Origin of the sequence: Arthrobacter sp. A2-55 (genome assembly GCF_025548615.1) — a bacterium.
GTDB classification, from domain to species: domain Bacteria; phylum Actinomycetota; class Actinomycetes; order Actinomycetales; family Micrococcaceae; genus Specibacter; species Specibacter silviterrae.
Map to the genome: position 1 here is coordinate 21365 of NZ_JAJLOZ010000018.1, position 21655 is coordinate 43019.

Genomic DNA, 21655 nt, shown 5'->3' on the forward strand with positions numbered 1-21655 from the left:
CATGCAAGACAACCCTGCCGCCACCGTCCTGGGACATGTCGGGAGCAACCTCCGGCGCTTCCGCCGCGACGCCGGCCTGAGCCAGTCAACGCTGGCCGAACGCTCCGGCATCAGCCGCCGCACCATCATCAACCTTGAGGCGGGCGAGGCAAACATCAGCCTGTCCGGGCTGGACCGCCTCGCGGACGCCCTCGGGACCACCTTCGCCATTCTCGTCGCATCACCCACGGCGCCCGCCGCGGCCATCAATGAAGTTGCCTGGCGGGGGCGGGCTCCGGACAGCGTCGCGACGCTGCTGAGCTCGGCGCCGGCGTCCCACGAAGCCCAGCTCTGGACGTGGACGCTCGGCCCGGGCGACCGCTACGACGCCGAACCGGACCCCGCGGGCTGGCACGAAATGATCCTTGTCATCGAGGGCCGGCTGCGAATCGACTTCGAGGGCAGCTCCCTGCAGCTCAGCGCAGGCGAGCACGCGATGTACGCCAGTTCCCAGCCGTATGCCTACATCAACGACGGCGGCGAAACCGTCCGCTTCGCCCGGACCGTGGTGTCGTGACGGGGCGGCAATTTTTGCGGGTCCAGTGCCGCGAAGCGATTCTTCCCTTGAGCAGGTGTTGCACATCCCTTGCCGCGGCGGGCAAGTCCAGGGACGTTCCTGGTTGTTTCAGTGGCTCCTGTAGACCTCGCGCCGGTGTGCTGCACGGAAGATCACAACCAGTAACTGGCCGTCGTGGATCTCATACAGCACCCGGTAATCCCCGATGCGGATCCGCCAGGCGTTGTCGTCTCCGGCGAGTTTCTTCACCCCGTCCGGTCTCGGGTTCTCTTCCAGCAGGGTGATTGCGGCGAGGATGCGTTGTCGGAGCGGTTTGTCGAGCTTGTTGAGCTCCTTGACGGCGGCTCGGGTGAAGTTGACGGTGTATCGGCTCAACGGGTGATGCCGTTCGCAGCCAGCACCTCGTCCAGGCTGATTCTTTCGCCGTCGTCTTCCACCCGGGCACGGCGGAGGGCTGCCAGGTCCTCTCGGTCCTCCAGTCTTTCGAGCATTTCCAGGTCCTCCGGGCCAATGAGGACGGCCGCAACCTTGCCGCGACGGGTGATGCCGATGCGTTCGTGGCCGAAAGTGGCTCGGCTGATTGCATCAGATAAGCCGGCGCGCAGCTCGGCAACGCTCATGGTGCTGGAAATCTCAGTCATGCTTCAACACTACTCTCAGATGTACAAACCCACCAGACTGGTTACTTTGTACGCCCGCGCCACAATGTGAGCCATGGATCCTCAGCAATGTATTGGCAAAGCGTCGTTCCCCGCCGTCGTCGTCCTATTCCAGATAGCCCAGGGCGCCTCCCGGTTTTCCCGATTGCTCGGCAGATGTCGCTCTGGGCGTACCCGAGGCTGTTCAATGCGGCCCGTCTCCGCACTGTGCACGGGCCTTCTGGGTCATGAAGAACAGGTCCTTCACGCCGGTGCCGTCATTTATGAGGTGCAGGTTCGGCGCCGTCGTGGCGGGAACTGACATCAAAATCCCCTTCGGCCCGGCAGCCAGGTCGTGTGCCTAGAGCAGCAAGGAAAAGTGTCTAACCCCCAAAGACACTTGAGCCTATCAAGGACTGTCCGCGGTGTCTTTTCCACTAATTTGCGGTGCGCACCGGGAGCTACCGCCCGTTGCGTTCAAGCGCCGCACCCAGGAGGCGCGCGCCTTCCCGGAACGCTCCGGGGTTGGGGCCCGAGTAGTTGAGGCGGATGAACGGCCCCGCTGCCTCGGCCGGGAACCAATCGGTCCCCGCCGCAATGATGACGCCGGCATCCTCGCAGTCGCGCGTCAGCCGTTCCAGGTTGGTGCCGTCCGGCAGGCGCAGCCAGAGATTCAGCCCGCCCTTGGGAATCTGCTCCAAATGCGCCTTCGGCACGTGCTCCTGAATGCCGGCCACCATCAGGTCCCGCCGCGCCCGGAGCTGGTGGCGCAGGCTGCGCAGGTGCGTCTGCCACCCTGGCTGCGTGACCACGTCCAGCGCGGCCGCCTGCAGCAGCCCGCTGACGTACATCGTCTCGGCGCCGCGGTCCGCCAGAATCCGTTCGCGGGCCGGCCCCCGGGCAATTGCTGCCGCAACGCGAATGGCGGGCGACACGCTCTTGGTCAGCGAGCGCACATAAATGACGTGCCCCGAATCGTCCTGCCCGGCCACGGGGACGGGGGTGGAATCAATGCCAAAGTCATGCGCCCAGTCGTCCTCCACCAGGAACGCACCATGCCTGCGCACCACCTCCAGGATCTCCGCACCCCGCCCCGACGCCCATTGCGTGCCCGTCGGGTTGGCATAGTGCGGCTGCGCGTAGAACATCCGCGCACCGGTTTCCTCCAAGGCCCGATCCACGTCCTCCGGTGCCGGGCCGCCCATCCCGCTGGGCACGGGAACAAGCTCGACGCCGGCGTTCCTGGCCGCCAGGATGGCACCCCAATAGCTGGGCGACTCAATGAGCAGGGGGCGCCCGCGTCCCACCAGGGCACTGAAGATGGAACTCAACCCGCCCTGGCTCCCCGGCAGCACAATAACGTCACTGGGCGCCGGCGGATTGATGCCCGACGGCGTCGCAGCCCCGAGTTCACGCGCGAACCAGGACTGCAGTTCCGGCAGCCCTGCCACCGGCGGGCGGGACAGGGCCGCGTCACTGCGGGCCGCCCGGACCAGCGCCGCCTGGACCAGACGTTCCGGCAGCAGTTCACGGTCCGGATACCCCGAATGCAGGGCGATGGCTTCATTGGGGACGCTGCGCATGGTGGCGGAGGCAGCCAGCGGCGGCATGGGGGCGGCGCCCAGGGCGGCGCTCTGCCAGCCATAGTCAGAAGGCCGGGCCGTCCGCGCCGCCCGCACAAACGTCCCCACCCCCGGCCTGCTCTCGACCAGGCCCTGCACCGCCAGCGCCTGAAGTGCTTTCTGGACCGTAACGGGGCTGGCCTGGAACTCGGCAACCAGCGAGCGGCTCGACGGCAGCCGCGACCCCGGGGAGGACCGGGCGATCCGTTCCTTCAGTCGCGCCACGATCCGGGAACTGCTATCGTAGTTCATGAGAACCAATGATAGCGCTACTCTTCCGGTGCGTGAAGTGCTACCTCGCCGCTCCCCCGCCGGACTGTGGTGGGGCGTGCTGGGCGTGGCCGCCTTTTCCTTCACCGTCCCCCTGACCCGCGTGGCCGATGGCGGCCTGTCGCCCCTGTTCGTCGGCTCCGGCCGGGCGGTGGTTGCCGGCGCACTGGCGGTGCTGGCCCTGGCGTTGACGCGGCAGCAGCTTCCGCAGGGGAAGCAGTGGCTGCGCCTCGCGGTCATCGCCGGCGGCATCGTGGTGGGCTTCCCGCTGCTGACGTCCTTCGCCCTCGCCACCGCGCCCGCCAGCCACGGCGCCGTGGTGGTGGCTCTCCTGCCGGCCGCAACAGCCACCGCCGCGGTGCTGCGCGGGCGTGAGCGCCCCTCGGCGGCGTTTTGGGCCGCCACCGCTGTCGGCGCCCTGGCCGCCATCGGCTTCGCCGTCGTCCAGTCCGGCGGCCTCGGCACCATCGGCGTGACCGACATACTGCTGTTCGGCGCAGTGCTGGCCGCGGCCATCGGGTACGCCGAAGGCGGCCTGCTGGCCCGCGAACTGGGTGCCTGGCAAACCGTTTCGTGGGCCCTCGTCGTCGCCTTGCCGCTCATGGCGGTGCTGGCCGGTGCCACCATGGCCAGCCAGCCGCCGTCGGCCTCGCCCATGCAGTGGGCAGCCTTTGCCTACCTGGGCGTGGTGAGCATGTTCCTGGGCTATTTTGCCTGGTACCGCGGGCTGGCGCTGGGGCCCATGGCGCCGGTCAGCCAATCGCAGCTGGTGCAGCCCGTCCTCAGCCTGGCCTGGGCGTGGCTGCTGCTGGGCGAAAGCCTCAGCTGGACCACTGTTTTGGGCGGAGCCGCCGTGGTGCTGTGCGCGGGCACGGCCGTGCGGGTGCGCCTCGCTCCCCCTGCCCGGCCCTGAATCCACCACAAGGAAAGGAACTTCCATGTACATTCCCCAACACTTTGCCGCCACGCCCGCTGCCACGGCGAGGCTGCTCAGCGCGCCGTCCGCAGCGAACCTGGTCACCATGACTTCCCAGGGACTGCTCGCCACCTTGCTGCCGTTCCACTTCGACCCCTCCGTGGGCGAACACGGCGCGCTGCAGGCACACATGGCCCGCAACAACCCGCAATGGTCCGAGCCCGCGCTGGGCGAAGCACTGGCCATTGTGCAGGGCCCGGACGCGTACATTTCGCCGCAGTGGTACGCCGCCAAGGCCGAGCACGGGCGCGTGGTCCCCACCTGGAACTACACGACGGCGCACGTTTACGGCCGGCTTCTCATCCACGACGACGCCGCCTGGCTCGGCGCCCACGTCCGCGCCCTGACCGACGCTCACGAGGCCGGATTCGCCGAGCCCTGGGCCGTGGGGGACGCCCCGGAAAAGTTCGTGGCCGGGCAGCTGCGGGCCATTGTGGGGCTGGAGCTGGTCATCACGCGGATTGAGGCGAAGGCCAAGTTGAGCCAAAACCGGCCCGCAACTGACATTCCGGGCATCGTGGCCGGGCTGGAGGGGCGCGGCTGCCCGGAAATGGCCGCCGAGGTCCGCGAGGCCCCGTAAAGTGGAGCCCCGTTGGCCCGCCAGGGTGCTCCACTTTACAAGTGGCGCATCACAAGGGGCCAACGGGGCTCCGGTTCAAAGCGGCCTAGCGCTCGTGGTCCATGGTGGTGGCCACCTGGAGCTTGAACACCTTGCCGCGGCCCACAATGTAGCCGCGCCCGGGGATGAACTTGTTGTTGTACATCCGCCCCAGGGGCGTGCTCATGAGGGTGTCGCCCTCCAGGTCGCCCGGATTCATCAACAGCCCCCGCCGCCCGGACTTGAACAGCCCGGAGATGTTCCAGGCGCTGGACCAGGTGGAGGATTCCGCCTCCCCCACCACAAAGCGGTTCGCCTTCACTGACGCCTTGATCAGGTTCACCAGGTCCATCTCCACCTCAGAGTCGGCAAATTCGGTGACGCCCTCAATGAACAGCGCCACCTCCTGCGCCTCCGATTCCACCAGGTCGATCAGCCGCTGCAATTCCGGCTCCACGCCGCGGTTGGTGGTGAACGCCTCGTCCCACACCGGCATGGTGGCCACGGCGGACTTCCTGGACCCGAGGTACACGCGACGGGTGCCCGGCGTCGAACGCTTAAGCGCTTCGGCGAGCGTGACCAGGGCCGTGGTGCGCCCGGAACCTGGCGGCCCCGTCAACATGAGCGCGCCGCTGGCGGCCAGCCCGGCCGGTTCCAGGTTGTAGTCGTCCACGCCGATGACGGCCTCCCCCGGGCGCCCCGCCGGCAGGATGTTCAGGTCCAGCATTTCCGGCAGGGATTCCACCCGCGGCGCCTGGCCCACGCCCTGGCGCCGGAGCGTGGCGGCCAGCTTCTCCACCTGGCGTGCCTGCAGGGCCAGGTTGGCGTTGCCCCCGAAGACGGCCATCTGGACCTCACGGTTGTCGATGAGGCCGCGGCCGGGCGGGGAAGCGGCACTGAGCACGTCCCGCGGGAGACCCAGGTTGGAGTAGTCGTCCACCGTGGCCATGCGGAAAACCAGCAGGCGCTGCACGGAGGCCGCCAACGACGCCGGCAGCGACTTGGTGCTGTCGCCGGCAATGACAATGTGCACGCCCATGGGACGGCCGTCCGTGGCGATCTGCTGCAGCGTTTCAAACTGGGTCATGCCCACGCGGAACTCGTACTGTTCGCGGAACGTGGCCAGCCCGTCCACCATGATGATGATCCGGGGCTCGTCCGGCTTGCCCGCCAGGCGCCGGTACTCGGAGATGGTGCCGGCCTTTACTGCAGCGAACGATTCCGAGCGCTCCTCGATGATGCCGCGCACGTAGCGCAGCAGCCGCCCCACGCGTTCGCCGTCCTCGGAGCTGATGATGCCGCCCACGTGCGGGAGGACCTCCAGCATGGCCAGCCCGTTGGAGGCCGCGTCAATGCCGTACACCTGCACGGGGCCGCCGCGCGGGGTGATGGCTGCGGCAATGGCAATGGTTCGCAGCGCCGCCGACTTGCCCGAGCCGCTGGCCCCCAGGATGGCCATGTTGCCGTCCTTGTCCGGTTCAAAAAACACCGTGGGCTGGGCCTGGTGTTCGGGATCGTCCATGACGCCCAGCAGCAGCTGCTCATCCGTACGGGGGTTGGGCAGCCGGGAGAAGTCATAGGTGTCAGGCAGCTCGCCCAGCCATGGCTTGCGGGGCGGCTTCACGCCAAGTTCGACGGCGGCCAGCGACACATTGGCCACCACCCTGGCAATGTCGTTGGGGCCGGCCACGTCCTCCACCGGCGCCGGAGCAAGTTCCTGCTCCCAAGCCGCACCGGAACCGAAGTCCATCTCCACAATGTCAATGCGCGGGCGCTGCGGCGTGCGGCTGGTCCAGCCGCCCGCGTAGCCTGTCTGGAAGCCCTGGATGCGCCCCGGGCCGGTCTTGGCGGCGCCGCGGCCGGGAATGGTGGGGCTGAAGTATGCCGCCGTCGGCTCCCCCAGGATGTCCTGGGAATCGTCCACGTCAGCCATGCGCAGGGCGATGCGCATGTTGGTGTTGGCGCGCAGGTTGTCCTTGATGACGCCGGAGGGGCGCTGCGTGGCCAGGATAAGGTGGAGGCCCAGGGAACGGCCGCGGGCGGCAACATCCACCACGCCGTCCACGAATTCCGGCACTTCCTTGGCCAGGGCGGCAAATTCGTCCACCACAATGACCAGCGACGGCGGCGCCTCGGGGTCGGCTTCGCGCTCCATGGCCAGCAGGTCCTTGGCCTTCTTGCGGTTGAGCAGGTGCTCTCGGTAGTGCAGCTCGGCCCGCAGGGAGGTCAGCGCGCGGCGGACCAGGTGCGGGGACAGGTCGGTCACCAGGCCCACCGTGTGCGGCAGCTTGACGCAGTCGGCAAAGGCCGCGCCACCCTTGTAGTCCACGAACAGGAAGGAGAGCCGGTCCGGGCTGTACGCGGCGGCCATGCCCAGCACCCACGACTGCAAGAACTCGGACTTGCCGGCACCGGTGGTGCCGCCCACCAGCGCGTGCGGGCCCTCCGTCTTGAGGTCCAGGTACATGGGCTCCACGCCCTTGGAACCGACCAGGGCACGCAGGGAGCCCTGGTATTTGCGGTTCTTCACGGCACGGGAGGCCACGGAATTGTTTTCCAGCCAGCGGTCGGCAATGGAGGAGGTGCCCTCCACGAGCTCGTGCCCGGCCAGCGCCACATAGGACACGCTGCGCGGCAGGTCGGAGTCGTCGTCCACGGGCTTGCCCACGTCCACCACGGGCGCCATCATCCGGGCCAGCGAGGATGCCAGCTCCGCGGAGACACTCTCACAGCTCACGGGGTACGTGAGCCCGCCCAGGCGCACCTGGCCGGTGGTGGCTGCCTCGGACACGTGGACAAAGTCGCGGCACGCTGCCGGCAGCGCCTCGATGGAACCGGCCACCCACAGCACATGCACGCCGACGTCGGCCCCGTGCTCCACCAGGCGGGTCAGCCGGGCGCGGTCCACCTTGACGTCGTCCTCGACAACTACCAGCATGGCCGGGACCAGGGGTGCCGGAACTTCCAGCTTGTGCGGGTCCAGCGTGCCGCGTCGGGCCGAGGAATTGGCCTCCAGGCTGGCGCCGCGGGTCACAATCAGGTCCTCGAGGGCGGCCAGCAGCACGCTGGCGGCGCCCGTGCCCGCGGCGAGGTGGTCACCGGGCAGCGGCGAATGGACGGAGCCGGCGTGGGGCAGCCACTGAAGCCAATCCCACCGCTGCTTCGATTCCATGGACGTCATGGCGGCCACGGCAAGCTCGGCCGGGGAGTGCAGCCCCACGGCCTGCAGCACCAGGCCGCGGGCCACGTCGTCGACCACGCCGCGCGGCCCGGCCACGCCCAGGGCGCCGCTGAGCCGGAGCTGGGCCACCACGGGCACGGCGTCCACGTCGCTGAATTCGGTTTTCAGCTCCTGCACCTCGGCCATGTATTCCGGCAGCGTGTTGTTGTCCTGCGGCGCCTTGACGGGAGTGCGGGACGGCTGGCGGCCAATGCCCAGGCGCAGGCTGAGGAACGCCTGGTGCTCGGGGCGGTGGGTCCACATGAGCGGGCCCAGCTTGTATATGGCGTCCGCCGTTTCGGCGGCGGAGGGGCACTCGGCCAGGCGCACGGCCCGCTCCACCTGCTGGCGCGCAGTCATCTGGCGGCGGAACTCCGCGGCGGCCGCCCGAAAATGCGCGATGTTTTCCAGCGTGTCCTTCTTCAGCTGGTGGCGCTGGTCCACGTAGCTGCCAATCATCATGATCGGCATCATGGCCATGAAGATGATGCTGTACAGGCTCTTGGTGACGGCAAACATGACGGCGCCCATCAGCACCGGCGCCATCATCATCAGCAGCGGGAACCGTTCACGCTTGGGCCGTTGCGGGCCGGCGGGCACAGTCTGTTCCTCGATCTCGAACTTCGGCACCACGCGCGGGGAGCGGTTGAACTCGACCAGGGGGCTGGTGGGGCCGGCGTGGGCGCCGCGGCCCAGCCCCACCACCGAGATGGCCGTCTCCCCCAGCGTCACCTCGTCCGAGGATCCCAACACTGCGCGGGAAATGTGGATGCCGTCCATCATGATGCCGTTAGCGGAGCCCGTGTCCGCAATCTCCACCGTCTCCCCCACCGTGATGCGGGCGTGGCGCTTGGACATCATGGGGTCGCTGAGGCGCACGTCCACATCAAAGTCCCGGCCAATGTAGCTGGTGCCCAGCGGCAGCGCGAACTCGCGGCCCATGTCGGGGCCGGCCATGACACGCAGGGTGGCTGCGGCCGGCCCCCTGTCCTGGTTTGGCACGTGGAAGGATTCGCTGACCTGGGTCAGGGAGACTGTGGCCCCGGGGCGCAGCCCGGATTCGAGCAGGTTGCCGTCCGGGGGCAGGGTGCGCCCGCGCACGCCGCCCACCACGGACTCCTCCACCTTCAGCGAGAGCTGGGGCGGTGCGGCGGCGCCCTTGCGGGAGGGATCGGAAAGGTATAGCTCGGTGGCGATGTCCCCCACCGTGGCCAGCCCGTCCACTGTGACCGCCAGGTTCTTGTCCTCATGCGGGGTGCGCTGGAGGGTGAGACGGATCCTCATTCATCGTCCGTTCCGCGCTGGGAGTCCAGCAGCGCCAGGTCGTCCGGGGTGACCAGATGGGAGGTCACGGCGTGCTCCACCAGGCGGGCGCGCCGGTTGGTGGCCAGCTTGCCGCCGCCGCCGCGCAGCCCCACCACGCCCACGCGGTCCAGCTTGTCGCAGACGTTGTCCAGCTTGCGGTTGAAGCGGGTCAGGGCCCAGCCCAGCCGCTTGGCGGCCTGGGCGGAGGACGGTATGGCGCTGAATCCCGTCCCGTCGCGGCGCAGCATGGGCTCGGCCAGTGCCACGATCAGCGCCTTTTGCGAATCGGTGAAGACCACGGGGCCGATGGTGGTGGACCCGGCGGAGTCCTCCCCCCGGCTCTGCGCCATGAACGACGGCGTCTTCAGGTGCACGGAGAACTCATAGGTGGTGGGCCCTGCCGTGAAAATGACGTTCGTGTGCCCAAAGACCAGTGGAATGCGCGCGCCCGGGGCCATCCACGCCTGCATGCCCCCTGCGGCATCCGCAATGGTCGCCGACAGCATGGTGCCCGCATTCGTCAGCCACCAGATCCCGTCATAGCGGCTGATTTCCAGGAACTTGCGGTGCAGGTAGGGATTGTCGTCAATCTCCAGGTCCCCCTCGCGCCCAATGCTGAACACCCCGTCCGGGGACGGCTCGTACCATTCACCACAAAAATCCACGGCCAGTTCCGCCACTGCATCCCCCTGCTTTTCCTTGTCCTGCATTTTGTCCGGCCCGCCTGCCCCGCTAGGGGAAGCACTTTCGTGTTTCCGGGGACGTGCTGCCACTCTTGCGCACCAGCTTCACCGAAATGCACGACTGCCCGCCGGCGTTGTCGGTGACAAATATCTTCGGCGTCGCAACCGGCTTGAACTCGCCCGAGGAGACGGCGCTGACGGCCGCCCACACGTAAAAGTCGCCCGGCTGCGGGTCCGGATTGCTCCAGCTCCAGTCGGCGCCGCCGTTGCCGGCCGTTGCCTTGAGGTTCGTCACGGCCGGCACGTCCGGACCCACGATCACCGCGGGAGCCTGCGACGCCGTCCTGGAGGCTTCCGGGTCCGCCGGCTTCGGCGCGCCCGCCGTATTGAAAACCACAATCCCAACCACGACGGCGGCCGCCAGCACCGCGCCCGCCCCCAGTCCCAGCCACCAGCGTTTTTTGCCGGGTGCCTGGGCCGGTTCCGGCGGCTGCCCGGGCTGCTGCGCCGGGGCCTGCAAGTCCTGCGGTGTCCCGCCGCCGCGCCGGACGGTGGATGCCAGCAGGCCTTCAGGCTGCCCTTGGGCTGCTGGCCGGACGGGATCCGCCCACTGCGGAGGGGACAGCTGCCCGGGCAGGGTGGAACCGTTTTGGGTCAGGCCGGATGTGCTGCCGCGGGTGCTGGTGGACACGCCCGGTACGGCATTGATGTGCGGCGGCGCATCCTGTGCCGGCTGGCCGGTGCGGGGGCCCGTCCGGAACGCCGAAGGAAAGGTCGGGGCGGAAGGCTGGGAGTCCGGGTCGATCGCGACAATGCTGCGCACGCGGGTCTCTTCAAAACCCCCGTCCGCCAGGGGCTCCTCCTGGACAATGTCTTCCTGGACTTCGAAGGGGGTGACGGACAGGTTCAGGTCCGCCTGCACGCGCATGAGGGCGCGGGCCAGTGCCTTCGCCGAGCGGTAACGCGACGCCGGGGACTTGGACATGGCCGTGGCCAGCACCAGGTCCAGGGCCTCGGGCACGTCGGCCCGGCCCAGCCGCGGCAGCGGCGCGGAGCCGATCCGGGCCATCAACTCGCGCTGGGAATTGTCCCCGCCGGGCACCACGAACGGGGAATGGCCGGCCAGTAGGGTATAAATGGTGGCGCCGAGGGCCCAGATGTCCACCGTGACGCCGTCCGTGGCGCCGGCGGTGAAGGATTCCGGCGGCGACCACGGCACCGACATGCCGCCGTCGTCGTCCTGGGCGGAATCCATGGTGCCGGAAATGCCGAAGTCGGTCAGCGCCGGGCGGTTGTAGTCCGTGACCAGGATGTTGGCGGGCTTGATGTCGCGGTGGGCGATGCCTGCCCGGTGGGCGGTTTCCACGGCGGAGGCCACCTGTATGCCCACGCTGAGGGCCTCATCCACGCTGAAGCGACCGCGCCGGGAGCGGACGTCCAGGCTGGGGCGGGAGCAGTATTCCATGGCCAGGTACGAGTGCCCGGCCGCCGTGATGTTTGCCTCGTAGATGGTGACAATGTAGGGGTGCGTGGAGAGCTGCGCCATGAGGTTGGCTTCAGACTCAAAGCGGCGGCGGGCGCCGTCGGTCTTCAAGTCCGAAAGCAGCACCTTGACGGCCACCCGGCGGCGGGGGCGGTCCTGCTCATACAGGTACACGTCCGAAAAGCCGCCGGACCCGAGGACGGAGAGAAAGCGGTAGCCGGGTATCTCCGGGGGCGGGGCCGGCGGGCGCTTGCTGCTCACAAAAGGCCTTCAAAAAGCAGGGACACGCCGTCGCCCAGCTCCGCGATGTCGCCGTCGAGCAGGATGGCCTGTTCGCCCTGGCCCAGGCGTCGGGGCGCTTGTCCCTCCCTTACCAGCACGGTGCCATTGGTGGCCTTCAGGTCAATGAGGAGCACGTCCCAGCCGTCCAGGCGGACCTCCACATGGGAACGGGAGATGTCCCCGCTGGCGCTTTGCACCTGCACCAGCCGCGGCACCCCGGCGCCCATGACGCGCGAAACCGACGGCTGGCGGCCGATGATCAGCGAATGGTCCAGGTCCAGGATCTCGCCCGTGGAGATGTGCATCCGGCCCAGGCGGGGGCGGCCCACCTCGCGCGGTTCGGAATTGATGGCGGCCCCGCAGTGCGAGCACAGCGACCGCGTGGGCGGGTTGGCGTGGCCTGAAGGGCACAGCCGCGCCAGCACCATGGGGCCGGTGGGCGGGCGCGATTCAAGTTCCTCGGCCGCGGGCAGCTGGCTGCGGTTGACCATGATGGTCTGGCCGTCGTGGTCCGGGTCCTCGCCGTCGGCTCCGGGGGCCTGGCCTGCTGCGGGACCGGCGACGGCGGGACCGGCGGCGGGACCGGCGACGGCGGCAGGACCGGCGACGGCGGCAGGATCGGCCTGGCTGCCGTCTTCCCCGTCCGCGTGGCTGCCGGCGGCTGGCCGGCCCGGGCCCCACGGCACCGAGTCAATTAGCACCCCGGTGGGCTCGGCCCAGGGGCCCGGCGCGGGGGTCCCCGCATTCGGCTCCGCTGAACTGGTCGGCATGCCTGCCAGCAAAGCTGCTTCCGGGCCGGATGCAGCCGGGCCAGATGCCGGCATGCCGGGGGCGCCATGGGCGGGAATGGCCGGGGGCATTGCCGGAGGCGGCGGCAACATAGTGGAGGTGCCGGACTCCCTCGGGATCACCTGGCCGTTTTCGTCGAGGCGAATGGCCGCGTCCTCCACGGACCGCACTTCGGTTTCGCCGAAGAGGTGGTCGTAGTCGGTGGTGAAGCCGTCGTCCTGGCCGTCCACTTCATCGCCATAGTGCTGGCCAGCCACGCTTTCTGCAGTGCCGCTGTCCGCACTGCCGATTTCCGGAGCGACATGGTCCAGAGTGGAATTCTCCAGTGCGCCGTTTTCCGGAGCACTGGCAGACAGCCCTGAATGCGTACCGTCCCCAATGTCCCCATCGCCTGTCGCGAGTGCTTCACCGGACGCCGGCACCGCGTAGTCGGTGTCACCGTCCAGGCTCGGGAAAATGGTGTTGGCGAGATCCGAGTCAGCGCTGCCGGCTTCAGCACTGCCGGGTTCATAGGCGTCGGGTTCAGGGGTGGCGGATTCTACGCCGTTGCCGGGTTCGTCGACCCCCGGTTCATGGGAGTCGGGGCCGGAGGGCAGCTCGATGCCCGGGGGCAGGCTGAGTTCGCTGCTGTCGGGGCCGTCAAGCTCGGCGTTCCATTCCGCGTCTGAAGCCAGCGCGAAGCCGGCAAAGACGTCCTCCCCGTCGGCATCCGTTTCGCCGGGAAAATGGTCACCCGCCATGCCATCAGGGCCCGGCTCCCCGGCTTCTGACGCGCCCGCTTCAGCAGAGCCAGCTTCAACGACGACCGGCTGCAGGCCCGCAGGCGGGTGTGCCGGCGACTCGGGCACCGCGCCGGGCACCGCGCCGGGCACAGCGCCGGGCAGCGCAGGCGCGGACCATCCCTGGGCGGCTTGGCCCGTGGACGCGGCAGGGCTGAGAACAGTGTCGCCGTGTTCGGCGTCGAACCCGTCCCCCTCGGATGCGGCGCCGCCGGTTGGGGCTGCACTGGACGGGGCCGCACTGGAGACGCGCGCACCGCGGGCCAGCTGCTGCATGCGGACCACGCCTTCGTGGAGGGGCAGTTCGGCAGCGTCCTGGCCGGATCCCCCGCCGTCGCCCGCTCCCCCGCCGTCGTCCAGGAACAGCTCCAGGGTCTCCGGCAGCGGAAGCGAGCGCTCGCTCCAGGTGGTCACCTCGCGCCCGGACACAGTCGTCTCGGAGACGCCGTTGCGCACCACCAGGGTCACGCCGCCGCGGAGTATGGCGTGCAGGCGGTCGGACTGGACCATGATGGCAAAGGGCGGCATGCCCATCAGCGCGGTGCCAAAGTGGCCGGTCACGGCATTGAGCACGCCCTCAATGGTGGGATCCTGCCCGCCCAGAAACTCCCAGAGTGCGTTGACCGTGGCCGGCGGGGTGCTGCCATCAACGACGACGACGGCGTTGGAGCGCACAATTCCAAGCCAGGATCCGGGGCGGTACGTGGTGCTATCCATGGTGATCGTCTCCATAATTTCCCTCATCCGAGGATGGTTCCGGGCCGTCCGCAAGGCCTGCCGGATGATTGCTGGGGGTGGGCTGCGATGGTTCGTCCGCGGCTGCCGCGGCGTCCGGCCCCGCGTCCGGCGCCACGTCCACGCGGGGCATGCGCGGAAGGGTGTCTTCCGCGGCGGAAACAGTGGAGGAATTCTCCAGCGTGGCCCCGGCGTCGCCCCCGTCAACGTTGCTGGCGTCAACCACCACCACTGTCACATTGTCCCGTCCGCCGGCGCGCAGGGCCGACTGGATGAGCGAATCCACGGCGTCCTGCGGGTGGTTGAGGGTGCTCAGGGCTCGGTGGATTTGTTCGTCCGTGACCTCATTGGTCAGCCCGTCCGAGCACACCAGGATCCTGTCGCCCTCCTCGACGGGGACCAGCCAAAAGTCGGCCTCCGTGTCGCTGCCGGTTCCCAGGGCCCGGGTCACCACATGGCGGCGGGGGTGGACCAGCGCCTGGGCCGGGGTGATGTAGCCGCCGTCCACCAGCTCCTGGACTTCCGAATGGTCCACGCTGACCTGGGCAAAGGTGCCCTGGCTCAGCCGGTAGGTGCGTGAATCGCCCACATTGAACACCAGCCAGTATGGTACTCCGCGTTCCTCCACCAGCGTTACACCCGTGACAGTGGTGCCGGCGCGGGCATTGGAAATCTCGCGGATCCGGGCGTCTGCCTGGCGCAGGGCCTGTTGCAGGTCGACGGCGGTGGCCACGCGGGAGCCGTCCGAAAGGACCTGTTGCTGACTTAGGACGCTAATGCATTCCCGGCTCGCCACCTCGCCGGCCTCATGCCCGCCCATGCCGTCCGCCACCGCAAAGATGGGGTCCGCGGCCAGGAAGGAATCCTCATTGAGCTCGCGCCTGAGCCCGCGGTCCGAGCCAAAGCCAAAGCTCAGACGCACCCCCCGGACGCCGTTGTCACCGCTGTCACCGCTGTCGGCTGCGGCGCCGTCCTGCTCACGTGGCGCAACATGGGCTGCCTCGCCCGCACCAGGGCTCATGCCTGGCCCACCACGAAGGAACGGTCGCCAAAGTGCACGCGCGCGCCCACTTCCGCCAGGGCGGGCGTGCCGCCGGCCAGGCGGGACTTTTGCCCCGCGCGGTTGGTGATGGCGCTGCCGTTCGTGGAGTTTCTGTCCGTGATCCACAGGCCCTCCGCGCTGGCCCGCACATGCAGGTGCGTCTTGGACACCGAGCGGTTGGAATCGTGGACGGAAACGAGGCGTTCTATCATCTCCCCATCGTAACCGGCAGGATTGCGGCCGATGAGGGCCACGGTGGCGATGTCCTCGCTGCGGCCGTCGTCGAAGGTCAGGCGGATCGCCGTGCTGGGCGCCGGGGCGGGCGAGGAGGGGCGCACCCTGGTCTCGCCCAGATCGTCATCCCCGGGCGCCAGGCCGGGCGCGACCGGGTTGTACTGGGCCGGGTTGTGCTGGACAGGGTTGTGCTGGGCGGGAGCTGCGAACGCCGGGCCGGCTTGGGCCGCTGGCGACGGGGCGAACGACGCCGGAGTTGTGGCCGCCGCCGGAACTGTGGACGCCGCCGGCGGCGGGGCAAAGGAGTTCGCTGCTTCGGCAGGCCGGCTGGCACCCGGCACCGAGGTGATGGGCCCGGGCGCGGCTTCAACGGGTGCGAACCCGGACGGCTGCCCGGACGGCTGCCCATAGGTGTTCGGCGTTTCGGGAGCGTGCGGACGTGCTGCCGGGATGGGTGACTGCACGGGGGAAATGCCCGTGACAGGCGCGGGTGCAAACGACGTGCGCCCTGCAACGCCGCCGGTTTCCAGGGGATCGCGGCCGGCGGCAACATTAAACACGAGTGTGTGTGCCACCTTGTCGTGCCAGCCCTGCCGCTTGTCGTTGGAGTCCCAGGCGTTGGAGATGATGACCAGGATGGTGCCAAGGGTGGGCACGATGGAGCCAAGGGCAATGATGACGTAGCGCAGGAAAATGGCCAGCAATCCGGCCGGCCTGCCGTCCATGCTGGTGGTGCGCAGACCCATCATGACGTTGCCGGGGGTCTTGCCGGACCGGGCCTCCCAGATCCACAACCACACGCCGTAGGCCAGGGACAGCAGCCATGCCGCCCCGCCCAGGACCAGCAGCCAGGTCAGGTTGATTTGCAGCTGCCCGGCCGTTTCCGTGGCTCCGGATATGGCCAGCGAGGTGCCCACGCCAAAGCCCACGGCGAGCAGGATCCCAGGCACCACGCCGTCGATGAGCTTCGCCACAAGGCGGCAGCCGGCGCCACCGGGCACCAGTGCCGTGCCCATTTCCAGCCGGGCATCGCTGCCGTGCCGCTGCGGCGCCACGAGCGGCCCTCCTGCCAGGCCGCCCGGCTGATCGCCCTGTTGGCCAGCTTGCTGTCCGCCCACGGGGATGATGCCGGGTATCGACGGACCCGCCACCGGGGCCGTCACTCCGGCGCGGTGCCCGGGTGCGGCAATGATGGTGGCCGGCGGGGTGGGCGGGGCAGCAAACGGGCCCTGTCCGCCGTCGGGGTTGATCCAGGCGCCGTGGCCGCCCAGGGGCACCTCGGACGGGCCCGGGGAGGCCGCCCTGTTGGTCACCGCTGTCCCGCACAGCGTGCAGAACGCCGCACCCGGAGCCAGCTCAGCCGCGCAGTTGCGGCAGGTTTCCCCCGTTTTGCGCGCCATCTACCGTTCACCTTTCCTAAAGTTCCCCAGCTTGCCGGCCAGTCCCGACCACAACCCGGGCCTGCCGCCGCGCCCAGCCCCGCCGGACACAGACCCGCCAGTCACCGGTCCCCCGGCGGCCGGTCCCTGGCCCGATGTTGCCTGCCCGGCCTTGGCTGTCGATGCGCGGGCGGCCTTGGCCCGTGCATCAACCAGCAGCGACCGCACCGAGAACTTGGCCCGCTGCCGTTTCCAGAATCCTACCGACCCGTTCATGCCCTTCACAGAAGCGTCCACATGTTGCCAGTACTGCTCCACCTCTTCCTCGCTGGGCTGGCCCGGCCCGAAGATGGCGGCATCGGCCCGGGCGGCCAGCACCTCGGTGCCGGCCCGGTTCTCCGGGAATGCCCCGTTGAGCGCCATGGCGGTCTCGCGGCGCGTGCCATTGCGTTCCACGGTGGTGCCGAGGTCCGTGGCCATGCTGACCACCTCGGACCAGCCTCCGCCCACGCGCTGCGCGGGCAGTCCTTCGCCCTGGCGTCTCTTCCGTCGCCGGCCCTTGAGCAGCAAAATCAGCAGCAGCGGCAGCGCAATGACCACCACGGGGATGGCCGCCACCCCGGCAATGAGCAAAATGGCCCCCAAAATGCCGGCGGGGTTGTTCTTCTTCCCGTCCGTGTTCAGCGCATCCGGGGCAGTGTCCGGCGGCAGGTCCGCCGGCTCCTGCGGCGGGGGCGGCGGCTGGAGCACCTGCGGCTTGGGCTTGGACGCGTTTTGCGGCTCCGGCGGATTGGGGATGTGGTCCTTGTCGGGCGTGGGGTTGAACGGCACCCAGCCGATCCCGGCGAAGTTCACTTCAACCCAGGCGTGGACGTCGGAACCCTTGAGTTGCACTTTGGAAGCGCCGTTGGCGGGGTCCTTTTCGTCCAGGTAAAAGCCCATGACCACGCGGGCCGGGATGCCCAGCTGGCGTGCCATCAGGGCCATGGCGGTGGCGTATTGTTCGTCGTCGCCCACCATTTCCTTGCCCGAGAGCAGCTTGGTGATGCGCGCTGCACTGTGCCCGGACATGCTGGGCACCTGGCCCTCCAGCCCGTTGCTGAACTTGCCTTCACGCTGCAGGGCGCCTTCCAGGGCCTGCACCTTCTTCAGCGGCGTGCCGGCCTCGCCCACAATGTCGTTGGCCTTGGTGGTCACCACCTGGGGCACGTTTTCCAGCTTGGGCAGGGCCACGGAGCCAAAGTCCGCGGAGGCCAGCTTGTTGGCATCGACTTGCGGCACCTGGACGTCCATGGTGTAGGAATCGCCCTTGGCCACGCCGGCCAGGTTCAGGGCACTGTTGGAGTCCTTGTTCAGGTACAGCGTGGGCGTGGGACCGCCCGGCGTCGAATAGCTCAGGCTCTGCTCCGTGGCCATGCTGGGAATCCACACGCCGGAGTAGCCGTCAACGGAAACGCCGACGGCGGTCCCGGCACCTCCCGAGCCCGGGTTCAGCGCCTTGGGATCCCCAATGGGGGAAAACGAGGCCGAGCTGTTGGGGTCCACGTTGAAGACAACGCCGTCGTAGCTGTCCATGGCGGCAATGCGCACGCGCCCGTTTTTGGGCAGGCCGTCCACCGTGAACAGGACGGTGTCCTTCTCATTCTTGACGTAGTCACGGAACTTGGTCAGCGGGGACGGCAAATTGTGCAGGTCCGGCGGCGGAATGACCGAATCCCGCAGCACGCTGCGGGTGGCGCTGGTGGTCAGGGCGGGGGCCGCGGCCATGGTCACGGTCCCCGCGACGAGGACGACGCCGGCAGCCGTGCCGATGCGGCGCAAGAGGGACGTGCGGGCCGCAGCCCTGTCCTGCACGGGCTGGTTTGCGGAGATGGCGCCGGCCGATTCGCGGCGTTCCATTTCCCGGCGGTAGGCCAGCCAGGCGATGGCGCCCACGGCCAGCAGGGAGCCCCGCAGCACCGGCAGGAACAGCTGCGCGGTGCCGAAGATGATGGCGGTAACAAAGAGGGCAAGCACCGGAATGACCGCCCAGTAGGCGCGGCGCAGCCGCCACGCGAGGGAGCCTGCCACGACGGCGGCGATGAAGGAAGCCAGGTACGGCACCACCAGCACGTCCACGCTGGTGCCCACGGGAGCGGCCAGCGTCAGCAGCTGCTTCCAGGACAGCATGATGCCCAAAAGAAGGCCGCGCAGGGACGCCAGGCTCGGGAACACGCCAAGGGCTGCCTCCCCCGGGGCGGCCAGTGCGCTGCCGAACAGCATGTAGGCCACAAAGGACAGGCCGGCCATGGTGAGCAGGCCCAGGCGCCACCGCGCCCCGGCTGCAGCCACCAGCAGGCCCAGCAGAATCCCGCCAAAGCCGGCAATGAGGTACCTGCCGTCTTGGCCGAAGGTGGGGCCGAAGCCCAGCAGGCCAACGCCCAGGAGAACGGCCAACACTGCGGCGTCAAGCCCGACATGCCAGAGCGGGCGTCCGCCCGCAAGCGGCCACCGGGTTCCGGGCGGCCTAATCCCGGGCGGCCTAGTCCCGGCCTGCGGGGTTCCAGCCTGCTGCGTGCCCGTGCGCTGCGTGCCGGCCGCCGCGCTCCTGCGCCCGCTCATGCCACTGCCTTTCGGAGGACTGCCGCCAGGTCCGTCAGCTCACCCAGGGTGAGGACAGTGAGGTCGGCAATGTTGGCCCGGGCGGATTGCGCCCCGGAATAGCAGCGCACGGCAAAGCACCGCACGCCCGGCGGGACTGAGGCCGCCGCGCTGCGCAGCTGGGACGGGGTGACCCTGGAGCCCACCACCAAAAACACCACGGAGGCGTTGGGCACGGTGTCGGACAGCGTGCGGGCCAGGTCCACGGCAGTGCCGCGGCGGTTGTGGCCGGCCAGCCTGGTCATGTCATCCAGCATGTTCTTGCCGGTTTCGCAGCGGATGGGGCCGCGCTGCGTGACCACGCTGAGCTCCCTCGCCTCCTTGATGGCCTGCCGGCCCAGGGACGCTGCGGCGGAAATGGCCAGTTCAAAGTCGTCGTCGCGTTCGTATTCGTCCGTGTTGACTGAAAGGGCCACGGCCATGTGGGCCCGGCGCGTTTCCTCGAATTGGCGCACCATCAGCTTGCCGGTGCGGGCAGTGGTCTTCCAGTGGATGTGCCGGCGGTCGTCGCCCGGCACATAGTCGCGCAGGGCGTGGAAGGACACGTCGGCACTGGAGAGCTCGGTGGTGGGAAGCCCCTCCAGGTCCTTCAGGAAGCCGGCCGCTGGACCGTCCAGTGCCGTGGTCCTCGGATGGACAAACAGGTCAGTCGGTTCGGTCCAGAGCACCTGTCGGCGCAGCAGCTGGAGGGGGTCGGAGCGGACGGAGCGCACCGGCCCCACCGTGATCACGGCACGGCGGGTGGTGGGGATGGTGAACAGGTCCTCATGGGTGTCCCCCGCCTTCATGCGGGGCAGGTGGAACAGGGCCGTGGCGCGGCCCACGGGCAGTTCCAATGCGGACGGCAGCACCGTGCGGGGAGAATTGTTCGTCACGGCAATGCTGCCCACGGCGTTGTCCCCGACCGCCACGCGCGTGCGGGCCAGGTCCAGCTTGACCGCGTACATGGACCGTCCCAGGATGAAGGCGATGGCAATCAATATCAACACGGCGGCCAGCAGGGCGGCCACCTTCGCTTCCTGCCAGCCAAAGGCGGCACCGAGGATCCAGAGAAGCACGACGGCGCCAATCACCACCGCGCCCAGCCCGCTGACGGTGCCAAGCACGGGGCGCACGTAGCGGTCCAGCCATTGCCGGACCTTTCCCCACACGGGCGCCAGGTACAGCCCGGCCACCTTCACGGCCTCCGCCCACAGGGACGTGGGGTGGAGGCGCGTGGGGGCGCCGTCGCGGTGGAACGGCCGGGCCAGCAATGCCCCGGCCTTTCCTGCGGTGGATTTAATGCTCATGAGTGTTCCTTATGCTGCGCGGGTGCGCGGGTGTGGACTTAGACGCCGGCGCGCTGCTGGGGTGCGGCAACTTCGGCCAGCACGCGGCGCAGCACCACCTCCGGGGTGGAACCGGCAAATTCGGCTTCGGGGTCCATGACAAAGCGGTGGGTCCACACGTAGGGGGCCAGCTCCTTGATGTCGTCCGGCAGCACATAGTTGCGGCCCTTCGCGGCGGCCCACACCTTGGCCATGCGCACCATGGCGATGGCTCCGCGGACGGACACGCCCAGGCGCGTTTCCGGCGCGTTGCGGGTCTCTTCGCACAGGCGGGAGACGTATTCCAGCACGGCGGCATCCGTGTGGGTGGTGGCTGCGAGGTCGGCCATCTCGGCCACGGCCTGCGGGGTGATGATGGCCTGCAGGGTGGAGGTCCTGTCCCGCTGGCTGGAGCCGGAAAGCAGCTGCACCGTGGAGGCGTGGTCCGGGTAGCCGATGGAGGTCTTGATGAGGAAGCGGTCCAGCTGGGCTTCGGGCAGACGGTAGGTGCCCGCTTGCTCGATGGGGTTCTGGGTGGCCAGCACCATGAACGGGCGCCCCGTTTCATAGGTGGTGCCATCCACCGTCACACGGGACTCCTCCATGACCTCCAGGAGGGCCGACTGCGTTTTGGGCGAGGCGCGGTTGATCTCATCGGCCAGCACGATCGTGGCAAAGATGGGGCCCTTGTGAAACTCAAAGACCTGCGTTTTTTGATCGTAGATGGTGACGCCTGTGACGTCGGAGGGCAGCAGGTCCGGGGTGAACTGGATGCGCGAATGCGTCCCCTTCACGGTGGCCGACAGGGCCCGGGCCAGCATGGTCTTGCCCGTGCCCGGCGCGTCCTCGAACAGGACGTGCCCCTCGGCCAGCATGGCGGAAAGCGTCAGGCTGATGACATGGGACTTGCCCAGGACGGCCTGGCCAACGTTGGCAACCAGCTTCTCAAAGGTTCCGGCGAACCAGGTGGCTTGTTCCGGCGTCATGGACATGGTGTGCTTCCTCTTTCAGTCATGTTTCATTGCAATCACGCTCTTGCGGGGCACAGGGGGCGGAAAAACCTGGATTAGTTTATCCAATAGATGGTGTTGCCAGCCATGGGGACAACTTCCCTTGC

The 21655-nt window shown here is 68.7% G+C and carries 15 protein-coding genes; 3 read left to right on the forward strand and 12 right to left on the reverse strand.

The window, feature by feature from the left end; translation table 11 throughout:
• The first annotated feature begins 1 nt into the window (after position 1).
• Complete coding sequence (locus LPN03_RS07040; protein ID WP_262453696.1) at positions 2–556, forward strand: helix-turn-helix domain-containing protein; 555 nt, start codon at positions 2–4, stop codon at positions 554–556.
• A 108-nt stretch (positions 557–664) separates the two neighbouring features.
• Here the strand turns inward: LPN03_RS07040 and LPN03_RS07045 are convergent, their stop codons facing one another.
• From LPN03_RS07045 to LPN03_RS07055, 3 genes are all read right to left on the reverse strand, one after another.
• Positions 665–931: a type II toxin-antitoxin system RelE family toxin gene (locus LPN03_RS07045; RefSeq protein ID WP_165180178.1), complete on the reverse strand. Its 267-nt coding sequence runs from the start codon at positions 929–931 to the stop codon at positions 665–667.
• Positions 928–1197: a type II toxin-antitoxin system Phd/YefM family antitoxin gene (locus tag LPN03_RS07050; protein ID WP_165180179.1), complete on the reverse strand. Its 270-nt coding sequence runs from the start codon at positions 1195–1197 to the stop codon at positions 928–930. Before LPN03_RS07050 ends, LPN03_RS07045 begins: the two co-directional genes overlap by 4 nt.
• 458 nt (positions 1198–1655) lie before the next feature.
• Entirely contained in the window at positions 1656–3068 is a 1413-nt protein-coding gene (locus LPN03_RS07055) for a PLP-dependent aminotransferase family protein (protein WP_262453697.1), read from the reverse strand.
• On the opposite strand from LPN03_RS07055, the gene LPN03_RS07060 reads away from it, so the two are divergent.
• Both LPN03_RS07060 and LPN03_RS07065 read left to right on the forward strand, forming a co-directional pair.
• A complete protein-coding gene (locus LPN03_RS07060) occupies positions 3067–3999 on the forward strand; it encodes a DMT family transporter (RefSeq protein ID WP_262453698.1) in 933 nt (310 codons plus the stop codon). The two genes, LPN03_RS07055 and LPN03_RS07060, sit on opposite strands and share 2 nt — an antisense overlap.
• Positions 4000–4024: 25 nt before the next feature.
• The gene (locus LPN03_RS07065; RefSeq protein WP_262453699.1) at positions 4025–4642 is read left to right on the forward strand and encodes an FMN-binding negative transcriptional regulator; all 618 of its coding nucleotides are present in this window, start codon (positions 4025–4027) and stop codon (positions 4640–4642) included.
• Between the two features lie 85 nt (positions 4643–4727).
• Here LPN03_RS07065 and LPN03_RS07070 read toward each other — a convergent pair whose 3' ends face one another.
• The 9 genes from LPN03_RS07070 to LPN03_RS07110 are packed head-to-tail and all read right to left on the reverse strand — an operon-like array spanning position 4728 to position 21530.
• Positions 4728–9164 (reverse strand): FtsK/SpoIIIE domain-containing protein, encoded by a 4437-nt coding sequence (locus LPN03_RS07070; RefSeq protein ID WP_262453700.1) that lies wholly within the window; start codon positions 9162–9164, stop codon positions 4728–4730.
• Positions 9161–9865 carry a hypothetical protein gene (locus LPN03_RS07075; RefSeq protein WP_262453711.1) on the reverse strand — a complete coding sequence of 235 codons (705 nt, stop codon included), beginning with the start codon at positions 9863–9865 and terminating at the stop codon, positions 9161–9163. Before LPN03_RS07075 ends, LPN03_RS07070 begins: the two co-directional genes overlap by 4 nt.
• Before the next feature lie 52 nt (positions 9866–9917).
• Positions 9918–11612, reverse strand: coding sequence for a serine/threonine protein kinase (locus LPN03_RS07080; protein WP_262453701.1), 1695 nt, complete (start codon positions 11610–11612; stop codon positions 9918–9920).
• The gene (locus LPN03_RS07085) at positions 11609–13918 is read right to left on the reverse strand and encodes an FHA domain-containing protein (protein ID WP_262453702.1); all 2310 of its coding nucleotides are present in this window, start codon (positions 13916–13918) and stop codon (positions 11609–11611) included. Before LPN03_RS07085 ends, LPN03_RS07080 begins: the two co-directional genes overlap by 4 nt.
• Complete coding sequence (locus LPN03_RS07090; protein ID WP_262453703.1) at positions 13911–14957, reverse strand: PP2C family protein-serine/threonine phosphatase; 1047 nt, start codon at positions 14955–14957, stop codon at positions 13911–13913. The genes LPN03_RS07085 and LPN03_RS07090 overlap by 8 nt, the downstream gene beginning before the upstream one ends.
• Positions 14954–16612: an RDD family protein gene (locus LPN03_RS07095; protein ID WP_262453704.1), complete on the reverse strand. Its 1659-nt coding sequence runs from the start codon at positions 16610–16612 to the stop codon at positions 14954–14956. The genes LPN03_RS07090 and LPN03_RS07095 overlap by 4 nt, the downstream gene beginning before the upstream one ends.
• Positions 16613–19192, reverse strand: a complete 2580-nt coding sequence (locus tag LPN03_RS07100; RefSeq protein WP_262453705.1) for a transglutaminase-like domain-containing protein — start codon at positions 19190–19192, stop codon at positions 16613–16615.
• Entirely contained in the window at positions 19189–20520 is a 1332-nt protein-coding gene (locus LPN03_RS07105; protein WP_262453706.1) for a DUF58 domain-containing protein, read from the reverse strand. The genes LPN03_RS07100 and LPN03_RS07105 overlap by 4 nt, the downstream gene beginning before the upstream one ends.
• A 38-nt stretch (positions 20521–20558) precedes the next feature.
• Entirely contained in the window at positions 20559–21530 is a 972-nt protein-coding gene (locus tag LPN03_RS07110) for an AAA family ATPase (protein ID WP_165180193.1), read from the reverse strand.
• Between the last annotated feature and the right edge of the window lie 125 nt (positions 21531–21655).